14 protein-coding genes are annotated in these 13,959 nt (G+C 41.7%); 11 read left to right on the top strand and 3 right to left on the bottom strand.

Annotated features, from left to right (window positions below; translation table 11 throughout):
- Nucleotides 1–2 precede the first annotated feature (2 nt).
- The 4 genes from ISX59_RS13775 to ISX59_RS13760 all read left to right on the top strand — a co-directional run bounded on the left by ISX59_RS13775 (nucleotide 3) and on the right by ISX59_RS13760 (nucleotide 3,035).
- Nucleotides 3–473, top strand: a complete 471-nt coding sequence (locus tag ISX59_RS13775; protein ID WP_005782627.1) for an NfeD family protein — start codon at nucleotides 3–5, stop codon at nucleotides 471–473.
- A 25-nt stretch (nucleotides 474–498) separates the two neighbouring features.
- Nucleotides 499–1,500 (top strand): flotillin-like protein FloA, encoded by a 1,002-nt coding sequence (gene floA / locus ISX59_RS13770; RefSeq protein ID WP_005807912.1) that lies wholly within the window; start codon nucleotides 499–501, stop codon nucleotides 1,498–1,500.
- A 129-nt stretch (nucleotides 1,501–1,629) separates the two neighbouring features.
- Complete coding sequence (locus ISX59_RS13765; RefSeq protein WP_032539933.1) at nucleotides 1,630–2,508, top strand: nucleoside phosphorylase; 879 nt, start codon at nucleotides 1,630–1,632, stop codon at nucleotides 2,506–2,508.
- The gene (locus ISX59_RS13760) at nucleotides 2,508–3,035 is read left to right on the top strand and encodes a 3'-5' exonuclease (RefSeq protein WP_032539934.1); all 528 of its coding nucleotides are present in this window, start codon (nucleotides 2,508–2,510) and stop codon (nucleotides 3,033–3,035) included. Before ISX59_RS13765 ends, ISX59_RS13760 begins: the two co-directional genes overlap by 1 nt.
- On the opposite strand, the gene ISX59_RS13755 is transcribed toward ISX59_RS13760, so the two are convergent.
- Together ISX59_RS13755 and ISX59_RS13750 are read right to left on the bottom strand one after the other, a co-directional pair.
- Nucleotides 3,019–3,669 carry an NAD(P)-dependent oxidoreductase gene (locus ISX59_RS13755; protein WP_032539935.1) on the bottom strand — a complete coding sequence of 217 codons (651 nt, stop codon included), beginning with the start codon at nucleotides 3,667–3,669 and terminating at the stop codon, nucleotides 3,019–3,021. The genes ISX59_RS13760 and ISX59_RS13755 overlap by 17 nt on opposite strands.
- 78 nt (nucleotides 3,670–3,747) lie before the next feature.
- Entirely contained in the window at nucleotides 3,748–5,667 is a 1,920-nt protein-coding gene (locus ISX59_RS13750; RefSeq protein WP_032539936.1) for an ATP-binding protein, read from the bottom strand.
- Between the two features lie 121 nt (nucleotides 5,668–5,788).
- Between ISX59_RS13750 and mnmE the strand changes: the two genes are divergently transcribed.
- From mnmE to ISX59_RS13725, 5 genes are all read left to right on the top strand, one after another.
- On the top strand, nucleotides 5,789–7,186 hold the full coding sequence (gene mnmE / locus ISX59_RS13745; protein ID WP_032539937.1) for a tRNA uridine-5-carboxymethylaminomethyl(34) synthesis GTPase MnmE: 1,398 nt from the start codon (nucleotides 5,789–5,791) through the stop codon (nucleotides 7,184–7,186).
- Nucleotides 7,187–7,433: 247 nt separating this feature from the next.
- Nucleotides 7,434–8,336 carry a helix-turn-helix domain-containing protein gene (locus ISX59_RS13740; protein ID WP_098032460.1) on the top strand — a complete coding sequence of 301 codons (903 nt, stop codon included), beginning with the start codon at nucleotides 7,434–7,436 and terminating at the stop codon, nucleotides 8,334–8,336.
- 84 nt (nucleotides 8,337–8,420) lie between these two features.
- Nucleotides 8,421–9,527 carry a site-specific integrase gene (locus tag ISX59_RS13735; protein ID WP_036633146.1) on the top strand — a complete coding sequence of 369 codons (1,107 nt, stop codon included), beginning with the start codon at nucleotides 8,421–8,423 and terminating at the stop codon, nucleotides 9,525–9,527.
- A gap of 8 nt (nucleotides 9,528–9,535) precedes the next feature.
- Nucleotides 9,536–9,898 (top strand): lipofamily protein, encoded by a 363-nt coding sequence (locus ISX59_RS13730; protein ID WP_098032458.1) that lies wholly within the window; start codon nucleotides 9,536–9,538, stop codon nucleotides 9,896–9,898.
- Between the two features lie 264 nt (nucleotides 9,899–10,162).
- Complete coding sequence (locus ISX59_RS13725; protein WP_036633147.1) at nucleotides 10,163–11,050, top strand: hypothetical protein; 888 nt, start codon at nucleotides 10,163–10,165, stop codon at nucleotides 11,048–11,050.
- A gap of 11 nt (nucleotides 11,051–11,061) precedes the next feature.
- Here ISX59_RS13725 and ISX59_RS13720 read toward each other — a convergent pair whose 3' ends face one another.
- Nucleotides 11,062–11,994: a restriction endonuclease gene (locus tag ISX59_RS13720; protein ID WP_036633148.1), complete on the bottom strand. Its 933-nt coding sequence runs from the start codon at nucleotides 11,992–11,994 to the stop codon at nucleotides 11,062–11,064.
- A 184-nt stretch (nucleotides 11,995–12,178) separates the two neighbouring features.
- On the opposite strand from ISX59_RS13720, the gene ISX59_RS13715 reads away from it, so the two are divergent.
- A complete protein-coding gene (locus ISX59_RS13715; RefSeq protein WP_036633149.1) occupies nucleotides 12,179–12,544 on the top strand; it encodes a helix-turn-helix domain-containing protein in 366 nt (121 codons plus the stop codon).
- An 11-nt stretch (nucleotides 12,545–12,555) separates the two neighbouring features.
- Nucleotides 12,556–13,932, top strand: a complete 1,377-nt coding sequence (locus ISX59_RS13710) for a DUF3987 domain-containing protein (protein WP_098032471.1) — start codon at nucleotides 12,556–12,558, stop codon at nucleotides 13,930–13,932.
- Nucleotides 13,933–13,959 lie beyond the last annotated feature (27 nt).

Below are 13,959 nucleotides of genomic sequence, written 5' to 3'. Positions count from 1 at the left end.
TTATGGATGTACTGATCATCATTGCATTGATTGTTGCAGCAGTAATACTCTTTTTAGTTGAACTGTTTGTGATTCCGGGTATCAGCCTTGCCGGTATTTCGGCTTTGGTTTGCATCATCTATGCCAACTATTACGCTTTTGTCAATCTGGGGACAGGGGCGGGATTCACAACACTTATCATTTCAGGAGTTGCCTGCATCGGTTCGCTTGTCTGGTTTATGCGATCGAAAACTCTGGATAAGCTCGCATTGAAGAAAGATATAACATCCAAAATAGACCGAAGTGCTGCCGAAAAAGTAAAAGTGGGCGATACGGGTATCACAGTTACCCGCCTGGCTCAGATTGGCAATGCTGAAATCAATGGGAATATCATAGAAGTAAAATCAATGGACGGTTTACTGAATGAAAAAACTCCGATTATAGTCAATCGGATCACTGATGGAATAATCTTTGTCGAAAAACTAAAATCCTAATATTCATTTAAAATCAAGCACAATTATGAATGTCGAACCCATGTATCTGACTATCTTCTTGATAGCAGGAGGTATTATCTTCCTGGTTCTCTTCTTTCATTATGTACCTTTCTTCCTGTGGTTGTCAGCCAAAGTATCGGGAGTTAATATTTCACTGGTACAACTTTTCCTGATGCGTATCCGTAATGTTCCGCCCTACATCATCGTACCCGGTATGATCGAAGCACATAAAGCGGGATTGAGTAACATAACCCGTGACGAACTTGAAGCACACTATCTGGCAGGCGGTCATGTGGAACGGGTAGTTCATGCGCTGGTATCGGCATCAAAAGCCAATATTGAACTTCCATTCCAGATGGCTACTGCTATAGACCTCGCAGGTCGTGATGTCTTCGAAGCCGTACAGATGTCAGTTAATCCGAAAGTTATTGATACACCTCCCGTAACAGCTGTTGCCAAAGACGGTATCCAGTTGATAGCCAAAGCACGTGTGACGGTACGCGCCAATATCCGTCAATTGGTGGGTGGTGCCGGTGAAGATACAATCCTGGCACGTGTAGGCGAAGGTATCGTTTCGTCAATCGGTTCCTCTGAAAACCATAAGTCAGTACTTGAGAATCCTGATTCTATCTCAAAACTGGTACTACGCAAAGGACTCGATGCAGGTACTGCCTTTGAGATCCTCTCTATTGATATCGCCGATATCGATATAGGTAAGAATATTGGTGCTGCTCTACAGATAGACCAGGCAAATGCCGATAAGAATATTGCGCAAGCTAAAGCAGAAGAGCGTCGCGCAATGGCTGTGGCTACCGAACAGGAAATGAAAGCCAAAGCAGAAGAAGCCCGAGCTAATGTGATTCAAGCAGAAGCAGAAGTCCCCAAAGCCATGGCTGAAGCTTTCCGCAATGGAAATCTTGGTATTATGGATTATTATAAGATGAAAAACATCCAGGCTGACACCTCAATGCGTGAAAATATAGCTAAGCCGATTGGCGGATCTACCAGCAAACCACTGGGTGATTAAAGAGAAATCATTCACCACAAACTACACAGCATACCACAACTGACTGGAGAAGAATAATCTCTTAAAAAGAGTGGTTAATCTATGTAATTTGTGGTGAACTTATTTATAAAACTAAAACCTTTCAATAACATGAAAAAGTATTTTCCTTCCTCCGAATTAATCATTAATGGAGATGGTTCGGTATTTCATTTGCATGTAAAGCCGGAATGGTTGGCAGACAAAGTTATATTGGTAGGTGATCCCGGACGGGTGGCTCTCGTAGCTTCTCACTTCGAAAACAAAGAATGCGAAGTGGAAAGCCGCGAATTTAAGACTATAACCGGAACTTACAAAGGCAAGCGAATAACGGTCGTATCTACAGGTATCGGTTGCGACAACATCGACATTGTGATTAATGAACTGGATGCTCTGGCAAATATCGACTTTCAGACACGGGAAGAGAAAGAGCACCTTCGGTCATTGGAATTAGTCCGTATCGGTACTTGTGGGGGACTGCAACCCAATACACCGGTTGGAACTTTTGTCTGTTCCGAAAAATCAATCGGTTTTGATGGTCTGTTGAATTTTTATGCCGGACGCAATGCCGTTTGCGATCTTCCTTTTGAGCGGGCATTTCTGAACCACATGGGTTGGTCTGGCAATATATGCGCTCCTGCCCCTTATGTGATTGATGCCAATGCTGAATTGATTGACCGTATTGCTCAAGATGATATGGTACGTGGAGTTACCATTGCAGCGGGAGGTTTTTTCGGACCGCAAGGACGTGAACTTCGTGTTCCTTTGGCTGATCCCAACCAAAATGACAAAATCGAAAAGTTTGAATACAAGGGTTATAAAATAACTAACTTTGAAATGGAGAGTTCCGCTCTTGCCGGCCTCGGCAAGCTGATGGGACACAAAGCCATGACAGTCTGTATGGTTATAGCCAACCGTTTGATCAAAGAAGCCAATACGGGCTATAAAAATACCATCGATACATTAATAAAAACTGTTCTTGACCGAATCTGATGAATCTATCATTTGCCGCCATTGATTTCGAAACAGCCACAGGATACATGGAAAGTGCCTGTGCCGTAGGTATTGTCACCGTTACCGACGGAGAAATTACGGATGAATATTACAGCCTGATTCAACCACCGGAGAATGAATACTGGCGTGCAAATATCCTCGTACATGGAATAACCCCGGAAATGACGGAATCACTTCCGGGGTTTCATGCCATTTATCCTGAAATAAAAAAGCGGTTGCAAGGAAAAGTAATAGTTGCACATAATGAGCAATTCGACCGTAATGTACTAAAACGCACCATGCGGATGTACAGACTGGACTATGACGAGCTATTACTTCCGGAACATTGGGAATGTACCTGCCGAATCTACCGTTCTTTGGGATATAAACCAGTCAATCTGAGTGCTTGCTGCGAACGGGAGGGAATTGAACTTAAGCACCACGAAGCCCTTTCCGACGCCCGGGGATGTGCAAAACTTTATCTTAATTATCTTGAAAGATACCGTCCGTTTAATACCCTATGGTGAAACGTTCCTGATGATGCTCCGGCTTTTCAAGTTCATCAACCATGGCAGCGGCATAATCTTCTACGGAAATATGACTGTTACCCACAATATCTACAATCATATCATCCTTACCCAGACGGTATCTTCCGGTACGTACTCCCGGAGCCATATCTGCTGCCGGTGAGAAGAAGACCCAATCAATCTCTTTTTCCTTCTTCAAGAAATCAAGGTAGAAATCACTTAAAGCCCTCACCCCGGGCAATATTTTTTCGGGAACTTCTCCCGAATCAACGAGACGAATACCCGGAGCAATAAACAATGAACCGGCCCCTCCCACCATTAAAAAACGGTTGATTCCAGCCTTTTTCACACCATCAATAATCGTTAGATAAACCTCAATGGTTTCCTTATATATATTAGGATTATTCCAACCCGGATTAAAAGCACTAATCACGGCATCGGCACCTTGACAAACTTCACAAACTTCATCTAATGAAGAGACATCGGCTCTCTTCACTTCCAGATTTTCATTCTCAATCTTAATTTTTTCAGGATGACGAACTACCGCCGTCACATGAAATCCACGGTTCAAAGCTTCATTTAGAATAGCCGAACCCACGAAGCCGCTGGCTCCGATTATCACAACTTTCTTCATAATTCAATTTATCTATACAGTATTATTTGTTTTCTACATAACACTCTATATCATAAATTGTTGCATCGAAAAACAGGCTTATCTTCCCTCCTGCAAATAAGCTCCGATAGTTTCTCTCAGCTTTTCCAGAGGATAAGGTTTCGCAATCACTTCGTTACACCCTGCTTCAATAGCCTGCTCCCCTTCCGGACAGAATGCATATGCTGTAACCGCAATAATCGGTATCTCTTGCGAAATTGCACGAATTTTAGTTGTCGCCTGAATACCATTCATCACCGGCATTCGGATATCCATCAGAATCAGATCGGGCTTCTCACGCATGAAACTTTTTACTGCTTCCTCTCCATTTGGCACCCAAAGAATTGTATATTCTTTCTTCAAAAAGGCATTAATCTGCAGATAACCAGACTCCACATCTTCCGCTATCAGTATCTTCTTCTGCCGGTTGCTCAGTCCCACAGTGACGGTTGCATTTCCTCTTTCCGCAACCGTTACTTTTTGCTCTTGCTTATTGGGCAGATAAAGAGTGAAAGTACTCCCCTGCTCAAGCTCGGATTCCACTTCGATCCGACCTCCTAACCGTTCCACAATACTTTTACAGATAGGTAAACCCAATCCTGTACCTTGTACAAAATCATTCAACTTCTCAAAACGGGTAAATATCAAAGGGAGCTTCTCTTTAGAAATGCCACAACCGGTATCTGCCACATAAAATTTCACCCATTCTTCCTCTTTTACAAGTCCAAAGGTGATGCTCCCCTCAATCGTATTTTTAATTGCATTCGATAAGAAATTAAACAATACCTGTGTTACACGATTTCTGTCCGTCGAAATCCAGATTTCATCTGATGGACGAATCACATTTAGTTCGACCCCTTTCTTCATTTTAAGACGGTGTACCTTATACACTTCATCTGCCAGCCCGCTTATTTCTGTCAACTGACAGTGCATTTCCGATTTACCAGACTCTATGCGTGACAAATCAAGAATATCATTGATCAGTTGCAGCAATAGATTACTATTCTGCTGGATAATCCCTAAATACTCCTCTTTCTCCTTTTCATCCTCAGTCAGAGCTATTATCTCCGAAAAACCGACAATCGCATTCAAAGGAGTACGTATTTCATGGCTCATATTAGCAAGGAACAGCGATTTCATCCGGTCCGCCTCTTCTGCCCGCCGTTTAGCATCAAGCAATTCTTGCGAGCGACGTATCCGGTCACCTATATCATGAATCAGAGCTAATACCTTATTCCCCTCAAACGGAGCAATACGCGCCTGAAAATAATGTCTGCCGGTTTCTACATCTAAAGGATATTCTATTTCTTTCAGTTTTCCACTTTTCAGACATTCACGTATACTACTGATAAACAATTCGCTGACCTCCGCTGAATAAATAGATCTCCCATCTGCTCCTTTCAAGACTTCTACCGGATGTAAAAGTTCCGTACCGGGTGCCATCAATACATCCGTGATAAAGAAATTATCATCAAAAATAAATATAAACTCAGGGAGTGCCTCAATAATTTTCCGGTTTCGCTCTTCAAGCTGTCTGATCTGCACTTCTTTTTCACAGCGTGAAGTAATATTGGCAGTATATGCTATAATTTTATCAGAACCATTCTCCTTATTCTTCTTATACGCAATGAAATTATCTTCAAGCCAAATTGTTTCTCCATGCTCTCCCAAGCAACGCACTACTATTTGAGAAGTCTTTGTATCCGACTCAAGCATGCGGTTAAAAGCTGTTTGATAAGAAGTAACATCATCCGGATGAGCAAACCGATAAAAGTCATTAATTTCTCTGAAAACAATTCCTGCTTCCTTTAAACCCAAGATACTAAGATATTCATCTGTAAAATTACATTCGCCCGTAGGAATATCGTATTCCCAGAATGCAATCTGATGTCCGGCCAAAACAGAAGTGATCTTCTGGTAATCCTCTTTTAATTTTTCAATATTCTCCATCCCCGAAAATGAATCTTTTGCGTGTCCCATAGCCATAAAATTTGTCTTGCTGTATGCGAGCAAAGATAAAATAATAAAGCATAACTTCTATCTGTTTACTCTGTTTTTTACAGAGAAAGCTCTATCTTTGCCACTCAAAATGAAATAGATAATGAATCAAGACACAATTTGCGCCATAGCAACCGCTCAAGGAGGAGCCATCGGAAGCATTCGTGTTTCCGGTCCTGAAGCAATAACCATCACCAGTCGTATTTTTACTCCGGCTAAACCCGGAAAGCTGCTGAGTGAACAAAAGCCTTATACGCTAACTTTCGGCCGAATTTATAACGGAGAAGAACTGATAGACGAGGTTCTCGTCAGCCTTTTCCGGGCCCCACATTCCTATACGGGGGAAGACAGTACTGAAATCACTTGTCACGGCTCATCCTATATTCTACAGCAAGTAATGCAATTGCTGATAAAAAACGGATGCCGTACTGCACAGCCGGGAGAATACACTCAACGAGCTTTCCTCAATGGTAAGATGGATTTAAGTCAGGCCGAAGCTGTAGCCGACCTAATAGCCTCATCTTCTGCCGCCACCCATCGTCTTGCTCTGAGTCAAATGCGTGGCGGATTTAGCAAGGAATTGGCAATATTGCGCGAGAAACTATTGAACTTCACATCAATGATTGAGCTGGAATTAGATTTCAGTGAAGAAGATGTGGAATTTGCCGACCGATCTGCCTTGCGCCAGTTAGCTGACGGAATTGAGAAGGTGATTGCACGCCTGGTAGACTCGTTCAGTGTTGGAAATGCTATAAAGAATGGTGTTCCGGTAGCTATTATCGGAGAAACCAATGCAGGAAAATCTACCTTACTTAATGTTCTGTTGAACGAAGATAAGGCAATTGTCAGTGACATTCACGGCACAACACGCGATGTCATTGAGGATACTGTAAATATAGCTGGCATCACTTTTCGTTTTATCGATACAGCCGGCATTCGGGAAACTAACGATATGATTGAAAGTCTGGGTATCGAACGAACTTTTCAAAAGCTCGATCAGGCAGAGATTGTACTATGGATAATTGATTCAGCAGACGCAATCTCACAGCTAAAACTACTCTCCGATAAGATTCTTCCTCGTTGTGAACACAAACAGTTGATTTTAGTCTTTAATAAGGTAGAACTGATAAATGAAACTCAGAAAAATGAACTTACCTCACAACTTTCCGAGCATGTCGGTTCGGAAATAGAATCTATTTTTATTTCTGCGAAACAACGTCAGCACACGGATGAACTCCAACAAAAACTTGTAGCAGCTGCCCATTTACCAACAGTCACACAGAATGATGTTATTGTAACGAATGTCCGTCATTACGAAGCGTTGACACGTGCATTGGATGCAATTCACCGGGTACAAGAAGGGTTGGACGCGAATATTTCCGGGGATTTTCTTTCACAAGACATACGTGAATGTATTTTCCATTTATCCGATATAGCAGGGGAAGTAACCAATGATATGGTGCTACAGAATATATTTGCACATTTTTGCATCGGCAAATAAGTGGTGATTACCAACGATTAGCATATATCATCAACGATTATCAAGGCGTTCATTTTGAGCGCCTTTCTTTTTAGCCTTATAAGCGATGGTTATCGTTTATAGGGCTTTTTCAGCTCATTTTTGTACCGCATTTGTTGCTCGCTTGTTACTCTCCGATTTTAGGTCGGAAAGGTCGTGGACACACTGGTACGTCATGGTACGTGGTGGTACGCGATGAAACAGATTTGGCGAAATAAACGGATAAATAATGAGTAGTAAAATCGACATTCAGAAAAGATGTAAGTGGTGTAATGCTGTTTTCACAGCCCATAAGACCACCACAGAGTATTGTTCACACCGATGCGCCAATCTTGCCTATAAAGACAGGGTTAGGAAACAGCGCATTGAAAGTCTGCAACACGAATTAGGGAAAAGCGTAAAGACACCTCCTAATTTGAACAAGGAGTATCTTACTCCATCAGAAGTAGCCGAGTTATTAAATATTGGGCGTACTTCTATATATCGCTATATCCGCAATGGAACAATCAAAGTAATCCGATTTGAAAGGAAAACGCTTGTTCGCAGAGCTGATATAGAAAACATGACAGACTATCTTTCGCCCGAAAACGAGAAGACACCAACAAAAGAGAAATCCCCTATCACCGACTTCTATACCACTGCCGAAGTGAAAGAGAAATACCATGTAAACGAGTCATGGATATTTGTGGTAGCCAAGAAGAATAACATCCCCCGAACTTTCAATCGTGGCAAGACCTACTGGAGCAAGAAACATATAGATGCTTACTTCGCCAAGAAAGCCCCAAATCCAGACATTACCGAATGGTATAGCACCCAAGAAATGCAGGAGAAGTTCGGTATGACTTTGTCCGCAATCTATTGTTTCGTTTCCAAGAATGCCATTCCGAAGAAGAAAGAGGGCATCATGGTGTACTATTCCAAGAAGCATGTGGATATTGTCAAAGGTATTACTGCACCCGAAGAACCGCAATATTATACGGTAGCTGAAGCGATGGAGAAGTTCAACCTTACCCGAGACCAACTCTATCATTATGCCAAGTACCATAATATCCCAAAGGTCAAGAAAGGTAAATACACACTTATCTCCAAGCCTGAGCTGGATAGGTTGCTTGCTACTCCAAAGATTGAATAAGTTATTTTTCGGTGAATGTACCCACCATTGAATCACCTTATTCCTTTGCACCAAACAAATGTAAAACTCTAAATATTAAACAGTATGACACACACGTGTACAAAAGTAACAGTTCGTCAGAGAGAGATTCGGAATAATCGTATCTCCTTGTATCTGGATTATTATCCGGCAGTCCGTAACCCCGAAACGATGCAGATGAGCCGCAGAGAATACCTTGGCATCTACATCTATGCTCACCCGAAAAACGAGATGGAACGGGAGTTCAACAATGATATGCTGAACAAGGCAGAGGCTATCCGCTGCATCCGAGTACAATCGCTCATCAACGAAGAGTTCGGTTTCTTAGACAAGACCAAGCAGAAAGCCGATTTCCTTGCCTACTTCAAGAAAATGTGCCGGAACAAAGACCAGAAATGGCAGTTCGTCTATCAGCATTTCTACAACTTCGTCAAAGGGCAATGTACCTTTGGCGATGTGAATGTGGATTTATGCAAAAAGTTCCGTGAATACTTGCTGAATGCCAAGCAACTCAAACACAGCAACCGTCCTATATCCCTCAATTCGGCATCCGGCTACTACTCTACCTTCAGAGGATTGTTGAAGATTGCCTATCGGGACAAATGGTTTCGGGAGAACATCAATGATTACCTTGATAAGATTGAGCCACAAGATGTGAAGAAGGAGTATTTGACATTGGACGAAGTGAAGCAACTCGCTGCCACTCCTTGCGACATTCCCGTATTGAAAGCCGCTTCTCTATTCGCTTGTCTGACAGGCTTACGCATCAGCGACATTCTCAATCTGCAATGGGAAGACTTCACTATCGCTCCCGACCAAGGCTATTGTTTACGTATCAGAACACAGAAAACCCAGACGGAAGCGACACTCCCCATCAGTTACGAAGCCTACGAACTATGCGGCACACCCGGAACAGGCAAAGTTTTCAAGGATTTGAAGCGAAGTATGATTAATTACCCACTGAAAAGCTGGCTCAAAAAGGCAGGAATAACGAAACCGATAACCTTTCACGGATTCAGACATTCGTATGCGGTCATACAAATATCCTTAGGCACAGATATTTACACTGTATCAAAGATGCTAACGCATAAGAATGTGTCCACAACTCAAATATATGCCGATTTGGTCAATTCCAAGAAGCGAGAAACAGCCAATAAAATATCACTCAAATAGATAGAACTATGAAACGAGGAATCATACTCAACAACGGACAATGCATCCATATTTCTGATGGCGAAGTATGGATGACCACTTGGGAACTTGCAGACTTGTTTTATACAACGTCTGGAGCTATCCATATAGCAATCAAGAGAATCCTGAAAGCTAATGTTTTGAAGAGCCACGAAGCTTGCAAGTACATCAAGTTGGAGAATGGGAACAATGCCGATGTGTATAATCTCGATATGGTTATAGCCCTATCCTATCAAATAGACACCGGACATTCCGCTGTATTTAGGAAATGGCTAATAAACAAAGTCGCTCGTAAACAAGAGTATAACATCTTGTTATATCTCAATGGTACAAGCCATACATTGTATTGCTAATAAGCTATATCTCTATACCCCATTGATTATCTGCATTGTTTACCCAAAATGATGCAGATAATTTTTGTTTTTAAGATACACAAGCCTATTTATCCAACTATTTTCATCCAAAAACAAGAAATTTGCAATGCGCTTATTATTAGGAGTGTAACGTAGTGAAAAGCGATGAAATATATCGTCAAAAGCCCATTAACAGGCAAAACTATGGATTTTCTCAAAAATTAATCCTATATATTTGCACACAAACGATTAATACATACCACTATGGAGCTGAAAAAGATAGAACATATAACATTGCATCTGATTGTTTTTGGTACAATCGCCATCATTGGTGTTTTAGCCCGCCAAACCGTACTTCACTATGGTTGGGACGAGTTCAGCAGCTACCTTATTTTGGTGGTATGCTCCATTATCATGGGAGCTATCTATCTCAATCTGCAAATGGTATTCAGTCAAATTCTTTCACCGACAATAGAAAAGTGCTTTATGAGATTTGAGTGCTATCGCAACAAGGCTGTAGTCGTAGAAGTTCCAGCAGTAAACTCGGAACTTGCTGAAAGTGCTATAAATTCAGAACCTATCATTTCTGAGCCTGAACCCGAAATTGAAATCGAAACTACATCTGACATAACAGAAGAAGTTTCTACTCCATTATGTTCCGAACTCAACGAAGATGTGGCAGAACTTCCAAATGAAGAAGCCACACCTTCTACTATCAACAATACTTTTATAGAAGAATCCAACCAACCATCAGAATATGAGATACTCCGTGCCCATGCTATGGCTGAGAAAGAACGCGCCTCACAAGAAAAACTCAATAAAGTTATCGCATACACGAAACAAACTTTAGTTTCCTATCTTGATGAAACTGCGCTTAATCGCTTGTGTGGATATGTAACAGAATATTACCTGTCAGATGCCTTACCTAAAATCGAACCGATAAAGATTGATTCTCAGCTAAAGACTATTGACATCATGCACTTTGGATGGAATATCGGTAAGGCATTTGGCAAACCACGCTTACAGACAGCCACATTTATAAAGAGGATATTTGCTCATACCCTCCGTGATTCTGAAATATCTACCATTGAACGTAAGATGTCCCATACCGAATCTGTATGTAAGATTAAGCTGGATAGAAAAATTGCATAGCTGCAATACCATCAAGCATTATCCATTGCATCCCAGTAGTCCATATCCATTTTCATGACTTTAAGGACTTTCTCTGTTTGCAATCCCAAGCCATAGTCATAAATGTATTCTGTTAATTGTTGACCATTTATCAAGATAATGGTTGGTGAACCGTTAAGGCTTTCCACATACTCCATTGCACCTTTAGTATAATCAGAGGTAGTAATGAATACTCCTTTCTTGGATGGCGTTCCGGCAACAGCTCCTACAAAACTTTGAACCTCGTGACGCTGAACATTATTATCTAAAGCATATCGCTTTGCCTGTATGGATATATGATTAAATCCTAAAATATCTTCTTTAATAATACCATCTATACCACCGTCATTAGAAAGTTTCGTTACGATACCTGAGTTTTTGACCTCTCCACCATACCCCATTGCTTGAAGTAATTTCACAACTAACCGTTCAAATTCTTGTGGCTTTTTACTTAATATTGTTGTCAGAATCTGAGATTGTACATTCTGTTTTATTCTATCATACGAATCTGCCAATTCTTCTTCCGGCGTACGTTCATCATCATTTTCCAAATGGGAAAAAGCATTGTTAGCATCTTTATTTTTAGAACTTTTCTTCGGAGTTTTCGCATTCACAGTTACTTTGATGAACTTATTTATTTGTTCCTCTGTACATGAAGAAAGCATAGACAGTCCCTTTTCGCTGATTTTATAATCACCTCTTTGGGGCTTTTCTACAAGACCTGCAATAAAAAGATACGATAAAGCCCACGAAATACGGTCTAAGAATATTTCGCCATTACCAGAAGGATACCAAGCATTCATTTCCTCATCGGTCAATCCAAAATGCTTAGCCAAAGGAATGCGCAAATCTTTAGCTCTCATAACAACTCCAGCACTTAATTCTTTCAATGCCTGTATCCGTATTTCTTCAAATTGCGGTATCATAAACGACAAATTTGTTTTATAGCTTTAATAACCACTGGTATTTCATGACACAAAGGTACTTAAATTACTCGTAATCATCACTTATTACCATCAAAAAGTTATTCTTCAGTTATATTTTGGTGAATGATTCCACCATTGAAACACCTGTTTCCTTTGCCGTCGAACAATTAAAAACGATTGGCGTATGCAAAAAGAAACAGTAACATTTGATAAGCTGCCCGAAGCGGTAGGTTATCTGACCGAACAGGTCATCGAGTTGAAAAAGATGGTAGCGGAACTCCAGCCACAGCCATCTGACAAACATGTATTGGTGGAAATTGATGATGCTTGCCACATCATCCGAAAAGCCAAGCCTACCATATATACATTGGTACGCAAAGGGCTACTTCCGGCTTACAAGAAAGGCAAGAAACTCTATTTCTATGAGGACGAGCTTCTTGCTTGGATTGAGAACGGACGAAGAAAGACTGCTGAGCAGACATACGAGGAGATGCTTGCCAATATGCAAAGCGGTGTTCGCCACAAGCCCAAATCATCAGTACAATTTTAATGGATTGGACTATGGGTAAATATTCTATTAATCCGGCATCCATCATTGATGAAGCGATTGATTTAAGCACAAGATTGTCCGGTACGGCATTCCCTATCAGCATATTCCCGGCAAAAATACAACGCATCATCCGTGAGGTACACGAATGTCATAACTACCCTACCGACTACATTGCCGCAGCCATCCTTACGGCAATAGCGATCGGCATAGGTAACACGCATCTTGCCCAAATCAAACAAGGCTGGCTGGAAAGCCCCATCCTGTATATGGCATTGATTGGAAGACCGGGAGCTAACAAAAGCCATCCGCTCAGCTTTGCGATGAAACCGTTTCTTGATTATGACTACCGACAGAATCAGGAATTTGAAAAGGCTCTTGCCAAGTACGATGAGCTGATGAGCATGAGCCGCAAGGAACGTACTGAAAGCGGTGGAGAGCAATTTCCGCAAGAGCCTATCCGCAAACGCTTCTTGGTTTCGGATGTAACGCCCGAAGGGTTGAGCCTCATTCATGCGCAGAATAAACGCGGGCTATGCTTGTGGGCCGATGAATTATCCGCTTGGTTCAAGAACTTCAACCGCTATAACAACGGTTCGGAAGAACAATTTTGGCTATCTGTGTTCAGTGCCAAAACCACTATATCCGACCGCAAGAATGCCAAGAGTTCCATCTTCATCAAGCGTCCGTACATATCGGTCATTGGTACTATCCAAAAGAAAATCCTGAACGAGTTGGCTAAAGGTGAACGCTCCAGCAACGGGTTTATCGACCGCATCCTGTTTGTGATGCCCAATCTGCAACAGAAAGCACGATGGAATGACAAAGAACTGCCGAAAGATATAGAGCAAGAATGGAATGACATCATTGATAAGCTGATACAATCGGAGTGCAGCCTAAATGAGCATGGAGAGATTGAACCGCAAATTCTTTTCTTTTCAGAGGATGCCAAGAAAAGACTTTATGAATGGCAGCATCATTTCTCAGAGTTATGCGACCGAGAAACAAACGACACCATTGTGAGCATCTATTGCAAGCTGGAGATATACATCATTCGCTTCTGCCTGATTATCCAACTGGCACGATGGACTTGTGGAGAGTGCGACAAGACGTGTATCGACTTGCTGACGGTGGAGAGAGCCATTAAACTGACGGAATATTTCAAGGAATCCGCATTGAGCGTACAAAATATCCTGAATGAAAATGGCCTCAACAGTCAGCAACAGGCGATAGTCAATCTGCTACCTCCGTCCTTTACCACCGCTCAAGCAATACAGATAGCCGAGCAAAACGGAATGAAAGAGCGGACATTTCAACGCTTTCTCAATGACAATATCGGAACATTGTTCCGCAAAGAGAAGCATGGAGAATATTCAAAGATTAACCCATGACATTTTTGTCGGTTTTGACACTTTCCA

This window comes from Bacteroides sp. FSHCM14E1, from assembly GCF_019633785.1.
Lineage (GTDB): Bacteria > Bacteroidota > Bacteroidia > Bacteroidales > Bacteroidaceae > Bacteroides > Bacteroides hominis.
Note: the sequence above shows the minus strand (reverse complement) of the source record. Positions and strands in the feature narration are given on the sequence as shown.

What these genes read in the sequence shown, in the direction of transcription:
- ISX59_RS13765 (WP_032539933.1), top strand. Translation starts at nt 1,630, where the DNA reads ATGAAAAAGTATTTTCCTTCCTCCGAATTAATCATTAATGGAGATGGT.
- ISX59_RS13730 (WP_098032458.1), top strand. Translation starts at nt 9,536, where the DNA reads ATGAAACGAGGAATCATACTCAACAACGGACAATGCATCCATATTTCT.
- ISX59_RS13720 (WP_036633148.1), bottom strand. Translation starts at nt 11,994, where the DNA reads ATGATACCGCAATTTGAAGAAATACGGATACAGGCATTGAAAGAATTA.
- mnmE (WP_032539937.1), top strand. Translation starts at nt 5,789, where the DNA reads ATGAATCAAGACACAATTTGCGCCATAGCAACCGCTCAAGGAGGAGCC.
- ISX59_RS13715 (WP_036633149.1), top strand. Translation starts at nt 12,179, where the DNA reads ATGCAAAAAGAAACAGTAACATTTGATAAGCTGCCCGAAGCGGTAGGT.
- ISX59_RS13740 (WP_098032460.1), top strand. Translation starts at nt 7,434, where the DNA reads ATGAGTAGTAAAATCGACATTCAGAAAAGATGTAAGTGGTGTAATGCT.
- ISX59_RS13725 (WP_036633147.1), top strand. Translation starts at nt 10,163, where the DNA reads ATGGAGCTGAAAAAGATAGAACATATAACATTGCATCTGATTGTTTTT.
- ISX59_RS13760 (WP_032539934.1), top strand. Translation starts at nt 2,508, where the DNA reads ATGAATCTATCATTTGCCGCCATTGATTTCGAAACAGCCACAGGATAC.
- ISX59_RS13710 (WP_098032471.1), top strand. Translation starts at nt 12,556, where the DNA reads ATGGGTAAATATTCTATTAATCCGGCATCCATCATTGATGAAGCGATT.
- ISX59_RS13735 (WP_036633146.1), top strand. Translation starts at nt 8,421, where the DNA reads ATGACACACACGTGTACAAAAGTAACAGTTCGTCAGAGAGAGATTCGG.
- ISX59_RS13755 (WP_032539935.1), bottom strand. Translation starts at nt 3,669, where the DNA reads ATGAAGAAAGTTGTGATAATCGGAGCCAGCGGCTTCGTGGGTTCGGCT.
- floA (WP_005807912.1), top strand. Translation starts at nt 499, where the DNA reads ATGAATGTCGAACCCATGTATCTGACTATCTTCTTGATAGCAGGAGGT.
- ISX59_RS13775 (WP_005782627.1), top strand. Translation starts at nt 3, where the DNA reads ATGGATGTACTGATCATCATTGCATTGATTGTTGCAGCAGTAATACTC.
- ISX59_RS13750 (WP_032539936.1), bottom strand. Translation starts at nt 5,667, where the DNA reads ATGGGACACGCAAAAGATTCATTTTCGGGGATGGAGAATATTGAAAAA.